Consider the following 12,537-nt stretch of genomic DNA (forward strand, 5'->3'; position numbering starts at 1 on the left):
TCGCCATCAAAACCCGGTTATTCGATTTCCGCCTGAATAGTCGCCGTGGCATTGAATGTGCCCACGGCCGGCGCCTGGCCGGTGGTGTTGATGGGGTACAGGCTGATGCGCGTGCTGCCGGTTTGGCCCGGGTAGTTAAAATCGACCGGCAGGCGCCCGCTTTGCGGCGAAACGGCCTTGCCAAGCCGATCTTCAATCATCACCCCGATGCTGCCGTTGCTGGTCTTTAACGCCACCGGCATGTTGGCGTCGGCCTCGCCGCGGAAGGACAGGCTCACCCTGACGCCGGCGGAAATGTTGCGGCAGGCCAGGGTCAATTCTTTTTGATGCGGTGTGAATCCAGGCGGCATCTGCCCCTTGGTCTTGAAGCCGGTGGCGAGAATATCGCCAAAGTCCACCACCACCGTCTGCGGGCTGATTTCACAGCTTTGCGGCACCGTCACTATGCCGCTCATGGTGACCACGGAAACCGGGATCGTGCTGCTGACCCCATTGATGACCGAGACGTAGCTCTCCACCAGCCTGGTGTTGGGAATGATGGTCTGGCCGACGAAAGGCTTGCGGAAATACAGATGGATCCGCCCCCTGGCGCCGCTGCTATAGGGCGCGCTGGCACAGCTCTCGCCGGGCTGCAGTTCTGTTTTCCGGTTTGACACGTTGCTGAACGGGGTCGGGATGTATTGCCGCAGGTTGCCGCCAACATAAACCTCGCTGGCCACCGCCAGATACTCGTTCAACGCATAGTACGTCAGCGGCCCGATCGGCAGGCCGCCCCCTCCCAGGCTTGGCTTGGCGGAAACGTAGGAGGCCGTGCGGCTGCGGCATTCACACTGCACATCATAGTTTTCGGTCATGTTCCAGTTATTGCCGGCGGCGTCGGGGATCACTATGCCGGTCACGTTCTGCGCCGGATCTTCCAGCCTCGGGGCGAACACGAATGAAAACGGATGCGTCCCCGCCGTCGGCCAGCATTGGCCAGGCGCCGCCTGCACCTGCGGAGCGCTCAGGATTGCGGTGAACAGCACGCCGCTGGCCAGCGCGGCCCGTTGAGTTAATTTCCCTATTGTCATCACATGCCCCTTATAAACACTGTCCGTTGAGCAGGCGAATGCCGCCGCTCTCGGGCTGATTGGCCAATTGATAGCCGACCTGACACTGCCGAGCCGCGTCATTGCCCCACTTAACCTGCAGCTGACCGCTTTCGGCCATTCCCGACAGGTAAACCTGCCCGCCGTCGCCGACGATGCCCGCACTGTCGCCAGAGGCATTGAGAACGCTGACCGTGGCGCCAAAAGGCACCGGGCTGCCGCTGCGCGTCAGCAGCGTCATCAATACGCGCTGGCCGACGTTAGGGTTGAAACTGGCGCGCACCACCGCCCCGCGGGTGGGGATCACCGTTTGGCTGCTGAGCGTCATATCCACATCGTCGGCGAAGGATTCTCCGTCCAGCCCTACGACGTTGCGGCGGTAAGGCGTCAGATAAGGCACCACCGCATAACCGCGCCAGTCGGTACTCACGCCGGTCTGGTTCAACACGCTGACCCCGGCGGCGCCCGGCGCCTGAACCAGCGCCACCGTATCGCCCAGCGACTGCGACAGCGTGACGCCGTTTTCATGCACCAGCACCCCGCCCTGAATGCCGTAGTTCACCTGCTGGCGATGGCGGTCGTAGCCGTAACCCAGGTTCAGCTCAGCCAGGGGCCCCTTGTAATCGGTCTGAATGCTGCCGTTGGCCCCCTGCCCTTTGCCGGTATAGCCCTGGCTGATGCTGTAGTTCAGGTTGTTGCCTGCCAGCGCGCTGCCGCTCAAACCGAGGTTATTGCTGGTGGCGCCGTTGCGGCTGCTGTTCATGTTGTAGGTGGCGTAACTGCCCGGCAGCCATTTGCTCAGCGGCACGCTGACGTTGAACGCCACAATATGGTCGCGGACGTGGTTGCGATCGCCGTTGTTGTCATAGCCGTTTTGGCTGAAGGTGTAATTCAGGCCGTAGCTGATGCTTTCCCAATTGTTGTTGTAGCTGACGCTCGCCGACTGGGAACGGCGGTTGTCATTCCAGTAGTCTTCGTTAAACAGGCTGAGCGACAGCGTGCCGCCGGCCTCCCACAGGCCCTGGCTCAGGGTAAGTTCGGCGCGGCTTTTCTTGTGATCGTTATAGACGGCGTTGCCGCCGTAGCTTTCCAGCGCCTCTTGCAGGGTATAGAAGCCGCGCGTGGAATAGCGGTAGCTCGCCAGGCTGAAGTTAGTGCCGGTTTCGATAAAGTTTTTGCCGTAACGCAGGCGCCATGACTGCCCCTGCTCCTTGGGCTGGGTTTCCGGTTTGGTCCAGGCCTGGGTAACGTCGCTGGACATCGCCCCGAACGCACCCAGGTTTTGCCCCCAGCCCAGCGCCAAGGCCTGATATTTGCTGGCGGCCTGTACGCCGCCATATACCGTCGCGCCCCACGGCAGGCCATAGATGCCCGTGGCCTGGCTAAAGGGATGCTCGTCGACGCCTCCGCCGTAGGAACGGTATTTCCCGCTGGTCAGGCTGTATTTGAAACGGCCCTCGCGCTGCAATACCGGCACCACGGCGTAAGGCACCACAAAGTTTTGCTCCTGGCCGTCGGCTTCGCGCACGCTAACGTTCAGGTCGCCGCTGCCGCCGGTGGGGTAAAGGTCGGTGATTTCAAACGCCCCTGGCGGCACATAGCTTTGATAGATAACGTAGCCGTTCTGGCGAATGACGATCTGGGCGTTGCTGCGCGCGATCCCGCGCACCACCGGCGAATATCCTTTCATGCTGTCCGGCAGGATCTCATCTTCCGAAGCCAGCTGGCCGCCGCGGAACTGCACGCTGTCGAATACGTCGCTGGCGGTGGCGCTGTCGCCCAGGGTCAGGCGGCTTTGCAACGCAACGATATCGCGCTGCAGGTAGGTATTAATCGAACGCCATGATGAATTACCGCCACTATATTGATTCCATACCGAATAATTGCGCAGACGCCAGGCGCCCCAGTTAATGCCCGAACGCAGGTTAAGGTAATAGTTGTTATTGTCCTGCCCTTTGCTTTCGCGCACCTGGCTGTTGGCGCCGGTGAAGTTATAGTTGACCAGCAACGCCGGCACGCCGGCGTCCCACTGCTCGGGCGGGACATAGTCGCGCGCATTGGTTTTCAGCGCGGCCTGGGGAATGCTCAGGTTGAGCCGCAGCTGGTTGAACTGAAAGATGGCGGATGCCTGCGGGATGCTCTGCGCCAGATTGACGCAGGTATCCGCGCCGTCGATGGCGGGGAATGACGCGATCCTTACCCCCAGCTCGGCCAGCTTCGCGGCGCTCAGGCAAGGTTGCAGCGTCTGTTTTCCTGCCGCGTCCCGCAACAGCCTGAAATCAATGTCCAGGGTGTCTATCGGCTGACCGTTGAGATAAAGATCGACCCGGTAGGTGCCCGGAGCCTGGCTGCTGTTCCCTTCAAAAACGGAAAGATCGGCGCCGCGCAATGCCGGGTTGTCAATTTCCAGCAGCGCCGGGTTAAAATAATCGCTCGCATGCGCCGTACTGACGACATTCAGCAGCAACAACGCCTGGCAAGATATCAGGTATAGCAAAAACGGCCTCGGTTTCCGCAGACCAATACAATCCGGGTTATTCATCCTTTTAACTCCCTGTCCCGATCGTGTCGCCCGCCTAAACGTCGGCAAGCCGTATCCCTGCTCCGCCATCAAACGGAGCTACAACATCCTGGCAACGCCCGCTTATAGAGTGCTGGTAAAGGTTTGGCCGGTACCGCCGTAATCGTTGATGATTTGCCAGCTCAGGCTTCCGCCCGCGCCGCTGCCGGCCGGCAGGGGAAAGCTGGCGGTGGCCTGCGGCGCGACCATGGTGCTGCCGGCAACGGCGCTGCCGTTGAGTTTCAAATTAAAGAAGGTGAGGTAATAAGGTGACGGATTGCTCACCTGCAGGCGATTGCCGCTGCGCCGCCAGGCCAGCTTGCCGACCGCCTCTTCCAGATTGCCGGACAGCCCCTGAGGGCGATAAATCAGTTTGATGCGCGTCTTGATGGCGATCTGCAGCGTATTGTCTTTTTTCTCCACGGAAGGAATGGCCTTTACGTTCAGCCAATACAGCGATTCTTTGTCCGCCGGCAAATTGCCGCCCGCACGCACTACCCGCAGCAGATTGTTTTGCCCGCCATCCAATCTAAACAGCGGCGGGGTGATGATGAAAGGCGCCTTGGCGCTGTCGCCCTCTTGCGCATCCACCCAGGACTGAATCAGATAAGGCACGGCGTCCGGGTTATTGATGCTCAGCGCCGACTCTTTCTTGGCGCCGTCATAAATCAGGCGAGTGCCCCCCACCACCACGCCAGCCTGTACCTGGCTCCAGCACATCATCATCAACGCTGCGGCCAGCGTGAAATATCCTGCTTTCATTTTGTTTTCTGCCCCATCGTCTATGCGTAAAGAGCCAGAGACATGCCTCTCTGGCTCCGTTAGCCAATTACCTTGTTACGATGACCTGACGGCCTTACTGATAAACGATCGTGAAGTTGGCGGTGGCGTTGGCGCTACCGGCGCTGACGGTGTCATAGGCGTAGTAGCGGGCAACGAAGCCCAGGACGTTGTCTTGATTTTCTGCCAGTGAATACTGACGGGAATCGTTACCGATGTTGATCACGTTGCTGGCATCGTCCAGAAGCTGTACGCCGATGCCTTTTGCTTTATCCGCGTCAGCGGTCAAGGCCAGCAGTCCTGATTGCCCCTGGATCTGGGTGCCGTCAAAACGGACGATGGCGCCGGAAACGGTGTTAGGGCAGTTTTTCAGCACCAGGTTGAAGGCTTTGGCGCCCGCGGTTTTGGACGCGGTAAAGGCATCTTTGGCGATTTTGCCCAGCACAATCTGCTTGTTCTGCGAATCGGCGTCTACGGTACAAGATTCTTCAGTAATAGAACCCGTAATATTCAGGGCGCCATCGGCGGCGAATACGGCAGGGGTAAATGCAGATGCGCTCAATACGGCCAGGGCCAATAAATTCTTTTTCATCCTACTTTCCTTTAAAAGGTATGCAAATATGCATTGGTTTATTTCCGACATAACCCTATGTCACTCCTTTTATTTAGCTCGACAGTCAGGACACCCTCTTCGACAATAATTATTAATTGCCGTGAGTTCATTCATCCAAACGATTCATTTTGAGCTAAAGTGACTCCTTTGGTTTTTTAAACCAACGCACAGCTAGTTTTTAGAATTTAATTCTCAGGATGGCAATTATTAAGCTTGATTAGCGTTTAAAAAAACCGGAGTTTCGGCGCGGGAGTTATTGGCGGACGGAAATGGAATAAGATAATACTTAGAGCCAACGGGGCTGTCATTGAAAAAAACACCGCTACCCACTTGATTTAAATGAAAAATAATGAATGATTAAGAAAGCGCTGATACGACTATTGACATTGGTTTTACTCATCCTTAGAGTATGTTTCAGTTTAGCTCAAAGTGACTCCTTCAGGTTATTAACTTAAAGTTTACTTACCAGATTTCCTTAAACCTCTGAGCGTTGCTGGCGGTATAAATAACGGTATTCTGAATATTCCTATGCCCCAGATAATCCTGAATCAACCGCGTATCAATGCCTTTGTCCGCCAGGGCGAACCCACAGCCGTGGCGCAGCATATGCGGATGCGCATTGACCTCCAGCCCGGCTTCCTTGCTGTAATTGCGAATCAGCCAGTAAATGCGCTGCCGCGACAAACGTCCGCCGCGGTTTGAGAGGAATAACCATTCCCCATCGGCCCCACGATGCTGTTTACGTTTATCCAGCCAACGCCGCAGGCACTGCCTTTCGCGCAGATATAACGGATGCACGGTGGAAAAACCGTTTTTCAAGCGGTGAACATAAATATTGCCGCCTTCAAGATCGATATCCGACAAACGCCATCCGCCGATCTCACTTGCGCGGCAGCCATGAATAAAACACATGTAAATCAAACAATAATCGCGTTCTGGATTCTTTCCTTGCAGCGTAACCTCAAGCAGCCGCTCCACTTCGGAAGGCGTCAGATGTTTACGATTGGACATGCTACCTCGATAACTTGATCAGAAAAATGTGGCTGTCATTTTCCTTTTACATCACCACAATGGATACCCGGAGCGCGCTCCGGTTTACGGACGGGTTCCTGCATCCTGCGCGGAGTATAGCGGAATTGCCGGAGGTGAACAGCCCGGCTGCGGCGCTATTCCCCGCCTGAAATCAAGCCGTTTGCCGGTAATGAAAATGGCGCAACGCTAACGTTTTCAAAATGAACGCGCGGGTAATCGCTTCGAAAAAGTTAATATCAGCGCTCCGCCTGACGGGTTATTCGCCCTCACCGCGGCCATTTAAACCACAAAAAAAAGAATAATCTTAATCGCTGTGCCGATGCTATAAGGCCGCAGGCAGCCTTTGGCATTAACGCGTTTAGATAAAATGAAGGGGCCATTTCAGGAAGGGATTTCACATCGCGTTTGCCGGCGCCGGGATAAAACGCCCGGAGCCTGGCATCAATACATTATTGCAGGGCCATGTAACGGCACAGTTCGCCCAATGTCATATCCGGCTGCTCGAGAAACAGCTCGGCGTTTAACGCAATGCCAAACTCTCGTTTGGCCAATAACATCAGCTCCACATAATCCAGGCTATCCAGACCCAGCTGCAGCAGCGATATATCCGCCGACAGCGAGGCCGGCTCCAGTTCTCTGGCCTCATACAGCAGCGCGCAAACTTTTTCATACAGCATTCGATACTTTTCCATTATCACTCCTGGTTATCAATCTCATGTTTGCCGAAGACCAGCGCCGCGTTCGCCCCGCCAAAACCAAAGCTGAGGTTCATGACGTTCCGCAGGCGGCCGGGGCGGTGCCCCTGGCTGATATAGTCGAGATCGCAGGCCGGATCGGCCTCATGCAGATGGCAGGTGGCCGGCATTATTTGCTGCTGCAGCGCCAACAGGCAGATGATGGACTCAAAGCTGCCGGAGGCGCCGATCAGATGGCCGGTAAAGGATTTGGTGCTGGAGAGCGGCGTGCGGTAGGCATCCCGGCCCAGCGCCAGCTTGATGGCCTCGGTTTCGTTCAGGTCATTGAGCGGCGTTGAAGTGCCGTGCGCATTGATATAGTCAATCTGGTGGCTGCGCAGCCCGGCCTGTCTCAGCGCCCGCCGTATGCTGTGCACCCTGGCCTGTTTATCCTCCGCCGGCGCGGTAAGATCAAAGGCATCCGAACAGCTGCCGTAGCCTTTGATTTCGCCCAGTATTGTCGCGCCGCGCGCCACAGCGGCCTCACGTTCTTCCAGGCACAGCACCGCTGCGCCTTCCGCCAGCACGAAGCCATTGCGATCGCGGCTGAACGGGCAGCTGGCTTTCGTGATGTCCTGTTGCTCATGGGTCAGCATGCGCAACACGTCAATATTCCAGATGGCGCCATTACCGCTCAGCGACTCTGCGCCGCCGGCCAGCATCATCGAGGCCCGCCCCCAGCGGATAATCTCGAACGCGTCGCCAATGGCGATACTGCCGCTCGCGCAGGCCGCCGCCGGCGAATTCTGGTATCCGCGTAAACACCAGCGCTGGCTGCAGATCGCCGTCGCAATATTGGGCATCGAGTGGAAAGCGCCAAACAGGCGACCCAATCCGGATTGCAGGTAATCCGCATTATTGAGCGACGCTTCGTCCTGCCCCCCCCACCCGCTGCCGATAATGACGCCGCACTCCAGCGCAGGGTAAACCTCGGTCGGCCCAACCGCCGTCGGGGGAAACGCCATCTCGACTGCCTCGCTCGCCGCGGCCAACGCCAATCGGGCAAAGCGCGGCAGCCGGCGGCGGAGGGATTGCGCAACCCCCTCCAGGGGCGGTTCCTGATCCATCAGCGCAAAAAAACGCGCGCGGATCCCCGCCGCCGATTTATCGTGATAACGGTACGCCAGACGATATTCCATCATCGCCTGCCAGTTTTGCTGCACATTCATGCCCAGGGCCGTGACCGCGCCGTAGCCGGTCACCACCACCCGTTTCGGCTGCATTTGCTTATTCATGATCCTCCCTTGTTTCTCGATCGCCCGGGGCAGCGCCGCCCAGCGCCAGCCAAAGCTGCATGGTGGCGTTCAGATAGCGGTACTGCAGCTGCGACAGCGCGTTTTCGCTCAGCAGCAGGCTGTCCTGGGCATCCAGCAGCGTCTGCAGCGACACGGCGCCGGCGCGATACTGGCGCTGGGCTAAAAACACCGCCTGCCGACTCATCGCCAGCAGCTGCCGCTGATTGCCGATTTGCCGCTGTGCGTCCAGGCGCTGCGCCATGGCGTTATCCACGTCCGCCAGGGCGCGATAGACCGCATCGCGAAACTGGATTTCCGCCTGCTGCGCCTGCAGCAACGCTTTTTCACCGGTCAGCTGCGCCTTGCGCCACTCGATAAACGGCAGCGCCAGCGCCACCCCCAGCGAGCGCGTCGGGTCGCCGAACCATTGCCGGAACGCCTGGCTGCCGGCATCAAGAACGGCATTCAAACTCAGCGTCGGATAAAAACTCAGGCTGGCCAGCTCGGCGCCCGCCAGCGCGGCGCGCAATCGGCGCTCTGCCGCCTGCACGTCCGGCCGCTGCGCAATCACCGCCACCGGTTGACGTTGAACGATCGCCACGCTTTCGATAACCAATGAACGGCGCTCCCAACGCCGCGCCAACGGCGACTGCCCGAATAGCAGCGCCAAAGCGTTGCGCGCGGCCTCCCGCTGCTGCCGCAGATCGGACAGCTGATTTTCTCGCTCCAGCAGCCGCTGCCGGGCCTGCAGCAGCTCAAACTGGCCGACATCGCCGGCGGCATGGCGCGCGCTCGCCAATTGCAACGTGCCTTGCGCGATCGTCAGCGCCGCCTGCAGATTGTCGATTCGCTGATTGAAGTCCGCCAGCTGCCAATAAAGCCGGGCGCCGGTGCCGATCAACACCAGCGCGGTGTTTTGCCGATCCAGTGCCGACGCCGCGGCCAGCCATGCGGCCTGTTCACGGGCGCGCGCCAGCTTGCCCCACAGATCCAGCTCATAGCTCAGGGACAGCGAGCCCCGATAGCTCTCCTGCGAGCGCCCGGCGCGGCGTAACGTCCGGCTGTTGCTGCCGCTCAGGCTCGCCGTGGCGTCCGGCGTCACGTTGCCGTTCACTAATCCGGCATCCAGCAGGGCCATGCGCAGCTGCAGCCCGGCCAGCGCCAGATCCTGATTGTTCGCCAGCACGCCGCCAATCAAGGCCGACAGCTGAGGATCGTTGAAATTGTCCCACCATGCGGCCCCGCTGCGCGGCACGCCGCCGGCCTGGTCGGCGAGTCGCCAATGCTGCGGCAACGCCGCCTGCGATTGCGCCGCCCCTGGATGCGAGCGCCCGCCGCAGCCGCCGAGCATCACTATGGCCAGCAGCAAAATTAAGCCTCTGTTCATTCGCGCGCCAGCGCCTCCACCGGCTGCAGGCGCGCTGCGGTGCGCGCCGGAAAAAAACCAAACCCGATGCCAATCAGCGCCGAGAAACCGCAGGCCAGCAGCAGGGGCGGCCAGGTGAACACCATCACCATTTGCGGCGCCAGCCAGGCCAATGCCAGGCTGACCAAGGCGGAACAGGCAATGCCCAGCGCGCCGCCCAGGCAGCAGATCACCACCGCTTCGATCAGAAACTGGCGCATGATGTCGCGTTCTCTGGCGCCGGCCGCCAGCCGGATGCCTATCTCATGGGTGCGTTCGGTCACCGAAACCAGCATGATGTTCATGACGCCGACCCCGCCGACCAGCAGGGAAATGCCTGCAATCGCGGTGATCAGCCAGGTCATGGAATCTGAAGCGCGTTGTATCGCCTGGGTCATCTGGTCGTCGGTCAGGATGAAGAAATCCCGCCGGCCGTGTTCCAGCATCAGCCGTTGCGTTGCGGCGCGTTGGGCATCGGCCAGGGAAGCCCCTGCGCTTACCCGCAGCACGATCGACTCCAGCGGCGCGTCGCCCGCGATGCGGGCGCTTAGCGAGCCATAAGGCAGCCAGGCCAGCGGCTGAGCGCCGGCATAGCCGGCCCCGCGGCGCTGCGCCACGCCGATCACCCGATGCGGGACGCCCGCCAGCTGCAGGATCTCCCCGATGGGATCCTGCCGGGCGGCAAACAGCGCCTGCCTGAGCCGGGTGTCGATCACCGCCACCGGCTCGCGATCGTCCAGATCCTGCCGGGTAAAGCCGCTGCCGGCGAGCAGACGGATGCCTTGCGTGCGGAAATAATCGCCGCCGACGCCCATCACCGGCAGCGGTACCTGCTTCCCCGCCCGCACGGCCAGCACCTGCGCGCTGGCGACCGGAGATACGCTGTCGACGTCGGGCAGGGCCGATAACAGCGAAACGTCCCGCAGGCTCAGCGAGCGGGCAAAATCCGGGCGGGATTTATCCCAACCCAGCCCCGGGCGTATTTCCAGCGTGCTGGTCCCAAGCTGGCTGATTTCATTGATAATATTTTGCCTGGCCCCCTCACCGATCGCGATCGACGAAACCACCGCGGCGATGCCGATGATAATGCCGAGCATCGACAGCAGGGCCCGAACCCGGTGCCCCAGCAGGGAACGCCACGCCATGCCGAGGGCCGCGTTCAGCGCCGGCCAAAAATGCGCCCTGTCGGGCGAGCTGGACAGCGGCGGCGGCGATTCGCCCGGCGGAGCCGGCCGGGCCTGCCTGCGGCGATCGGCGACGATCCGCCCGTCGCCGATCTCAATGATCCGCTGCGCCTGTTCGGCAATCCGCCGATCGTGGGTCACCACCACAATGGTATGCCCGGCGGCGTGCAGCGCATGCAAAATGCTCATCAGATCCTGGCCGCTGGCGCTGTCCAATGCGCCGGTGGGTTCATCAGCCAATATGATTTCGGCGCCGTTCATCAGCGCGCGCGCAATGCTCACGCGTTGCTGCTGCCCGCCGGAGAGCTGCGCCGGGCGGTGCTCCGTTCGCGAAGACAGCCCCAGACGGGTCAGCAGATACTGCGCTCGCCGCCGGCGCTCAGCGGCCGGCATGGCGGTATACCGCGCCGGGATGGCCACGTTCTCGCTGGCGGTCAGATACGGCACCAGCTGATAACGCTGAAAAATAAAACCGATATGGCGGCTGCGCAACCGCGCCAGCCGATCGCCGTCGGCGCGATGAATCGCCACATCGTTGATGTGCACGCTCCCCTCGCTCGGCTGGTCCAGGCAGCCGATGATATTCATCAGCGTCGACTTGCCGGAACCGGACGCGCCGACGATCGCCACCATTTCCCCCCGGCCGATGCGCAGAGAAACCTGCTTCAATACCCGCACTTTTTGCTCACCGGCGATAAAGTCGCGGGAGACGTTATCCAGAGCAATCATCGCCGCGGCGTTAACGGTCATCTTCCTGCTCCTTATCATCCGGCTGCGGCGCCAGCAGCACCCACTCTCCTTCGCTCAGCCCCTGCAGCACTTCGGCATAGCGGCGATCGCTAATGCCGATGCGGACCCGGCGCGGGACGATCCGCTCCCCCTGCCGCACCTGCACTTCATACCGGTCGGCTGCCGGCGATGCGCCTAACGCGGCCATCGGCACGCGCACCGCGCCGGTAGCGCGATCGGTAGTGATGAACACCTGCGCCGTCATGGCGGTGCGCAACCGACGCTCGCCGTTGGCGATGGCAAAAACGCCGTTGTAATACACCGCCGACGCCTGCTGGTTGAGGCTTCTGCCGAGCGGATCCGCCTCCAGCGCCTCGGCCGGCGCCTGCTGTATGGAGCCCATGGCGCTGTCATAGCGCCGCCGGGGATCGGCCGCGGCGTAAAACCACAGCGGCTGCCCTGTCCGCACCCTGAGAATGTCGGTTTCCGATATGCGGGTATGCACCATCATGGTATCCAGGTTAGCCAGCACCATAATGGTCGGCGCGCTCTGCGAGGACACGATGGTTTGCCCTTCCTGAGTGACGATGCCCAGAACTTCACCGTCGATCGGCGCCACGATGCGGGTGAAAGCCAGGTTGGCCCGGGCGGTTTCCAGCGCCATTTCAGCCTGGACAATCTGCGCTTCATTCATCTTCAGCAGAGCCCGTTGCGCATCCCGCTGCGCCCGGGCTTTCTCCAGATCGCTGGGCACGCCGGCGCGATCGCGCTGCAGCGCAAGCTGGCGTTTCAGCTCCAGCCGGTACTGCGTCAGCTGCGCCTCACTCGCCAGTTTCTGCGCCTGTGCACTCTTCAGCTCGGCCTGCGATTTGCGCAGTTCGTTGTGCTGCAAGGTCGGATCTATCTCGGCCAGCAGCTGCCCCTGAACCACCCGGTCGCCCTGTTTGACATACAGTTTCTTCAACTGCCCGTTAACCTGCGCCCCCACGTTAACCTGCTGGGCCGGTTTCAGAATGCCGGTGGCCAGCACGTTTCTCTCGATGTCGCCGCGATCGATGCGCGCCACGGCAGGCGCCGCGACCGCCGCCGGCCGGTTCAGCAACGCCGCCCCCCCGGCAATCGCCGCCAAAATGGCGAGTGCCGGCAGCAGCAGCCTGGCCGTTTTTTTTCCCGGCAT

At 60.6% G+C, this 12,537-nt stretch carries 10 protein-coding genes; all 10 read right to left on the minus strand.

All coding sequences use genetic code 11. The features are described from left to right. Window positions 1-17: 17 nt before the first annotated feature. Complete coding sequence (locus tag CKW09_RS19865) at window positions 18-1,070, minus strand: fimbrial protein (protein ID WP_083950359.1); 1,053 nt, start codon at window positions 1,068-1,070, stop codon at window positions 18-20. 10 nt (window positions 1,071-1,080) lie between these two features. Then, a complete protein-coding gene (locus CKW09_RS19870; protein ID WP_061796850.1) occupies window positions 1,081-3,630 on the minus strand; it encodes a fimbria/pilus outer membrane usher protein in 2,550 nt (849 codons plus the stop codon). A gap of 102 nt (window positions 3,631-3,732) precedes the next feature. Next, entirely contained in the window at window positions 3,733-4,410 is a 678-nt protein-coding gene (locus tag CKW09_RS19875) for a fimbrial biogenesis chaperone (RefSeq protein ID WP_061796852.1), read from the minus strand. 94 nt (window positions 4,411-4,504) lie between these two features. Then, the gene (locus CKW09_RS19880) at window positions 4,505-5,020 is read right to left on the minus strand and encodes a fimbrial protein (RefSeq protein WP_061796854.1); all 516 of its coding nucleotides are present in this window, start codon (window positions 5,018-5,020) and stop codon (window positions 4,505-4,507) included. A gap of 483 nt (window positions 5,021-5,503) precedes the next feature. After that, window positions 5,504-6,052 (minus strand): tyrosine-type DNA invertase, encoded by a 549-nt coding sequence (locus tag CKW09_RS19885; RefSeq protein WP_061796856.1) that lies wholly within the window; start codon window positions 6,050-6,052, stop codon window positions 5,504-5,506. A gap of 470 nt (window positions 6,053-6,522) precedes the next feature. After that, on the minus strand, window positions 6,523-6,765 hold the full coding sequence (locus CKW09_RS19890) for an acyl carrier protein (protein WP_061796858.1): 243 nt from the start codon (window positions 6,763-6,765) through the stop codon (window positions 6,523-6,525). 2 nt (window positions 6,766-6,767) lie between these two features. After that, the gene (locus tag CKW09_RS19895; RefSeq protein WP_095099047.1) at window positions 6,768-8,042 is read right to left on the minus strand and encodes a beta-ketoacyl-[acyl-carrier-protein] synthase family protein; all 1,275 of its coding nucleotides are present in this window, start codon (window positions 8,040-8,042) and stop codon (window positions 6,768-6,770) included. Further along, complete coding sequence (locus CKW09_RS19900; RefSeq protein ID WP_095099050.1) at window positions 8,035-9,429, minus strand: efflux transporter outer membrane subunit; 1,395 nt, start codon at window positions 9,427-9,429, stop codon at window positions 8,035-8,037. The genes CKW09_RS19895 and CKW09_RS19900 overlap by 8 nt, the downstream gene beginning before the upstream one ends. Next, window positions 9,426-11,381 (minus strand): ABC transporter permease, encoded by a 1,956-nt coding sequence (locus CKW09_RS19905; protein WP_061796864.1) that lies wholly within the window; start codon window positions 11,379-11,381, stop codon window positions 9,426-9,428. The genes CKW09_RS19900 and CKW09_RS19905 overlap by 4 nt, the downstream gene beginning before the upstream one ends. Next, window positions 11,371-12,537 (minus strand): efflux RND transporter periplasmic adaptor subunit, encoded by a 1,167-nt coding sequence (locus tag CKW09_RS19910; protein WP_167387258.1) that lies wholly within the window; start codon window positions 12,535-12,537, stop codon window positions 11,371-11,373. The genes CKW09_RS19905 and CKW09_RS19910 overlap by 11 nt, the downstream gene beginning before the upstream one ends.

Source organism: Serratia ficaria, assembly GCF_900187015.1.
GTDB classification, from domain to species: Bacteria; Pseudomonadota; Gammaproteobacteria; order Enterobacterales; family Enterobacteriaceae; genus Serratia; species Serratia ficaria.

Bases quoted from the DNA above. Each gene is read 5' to 3' on its own strand.
- CKW09_RS19865 (WP_083950359.1), bottom strand. From the start codon at position 1,070: ATGACAATAGGGAAATTAACTCAACGGGCCGCGCTGGCCAGCGGCGTG.
- CKW09_RS19880 (WP_061796854.1), bottom strand. From the start codon at position 5,020: ATGAAAAAGAATTTATTGGCCCTGGCCGTATTGAGCGCATCTGCATTT.
- CKW09_RS19910 (WP_167387258.1), bottom strand. From the start codon at position 12,537: ATGCCGGGAAAAAAAACGGCCAGGCTGCTGCTGCCGGCACTCGCCATT.
- CKW09_RS19885 (WP_061796856.1), bottom strand. From the start codon at position 6,052: ATGTCCAATCGTAAACATCTGACGCCTTCCGAAGTGGAGCGGCTGCTT.
- CKW09_RS19870 (WP_061796850.1), bottom strand. From the start codon at position 3,630: ATGAATAACCCGGATTGTATTGGTCTGCGGAAACCGAGGCCGTTTTTG.
- CKW09_RS19895 (WP_095099047.1), bottom strand. From the start codon at position 8,042: ATGAATAAGCAAATGCAGCCGAAACGGGTGGTGGTGACCGGCTACGGC.
- CKW09_RS19875 (WP_061796852.1), bottom strand. From the start codon at position 4,410: ATGAAAGCAGGATATTTCACGCTGGCCGCAGCGTTGATGATGATGTGC.
- CKW09_RS19900 (WP_095099050.1), bottom strand. From the start codon at position 9,429: ATGAACAGAGGCTTAATTTTGCTGCTGGCCATAGTGATGCTCGGCGGC.
- CKW09_RS19890 (WP_061796858.1), bottom strand. From the start codon at position 6,765: ATGGAAAAGTATCGAATGCTGTATGAAAAAGTTTGCGCGCTGCTGTAT.
- CKW09_RS19905 (WP_061796864.1), bottom strand. From the start codon at position 11,381: ATGACCGTTAACGCCGCGGCGATGATTGCTCTGGATAACGTCTCCCGC.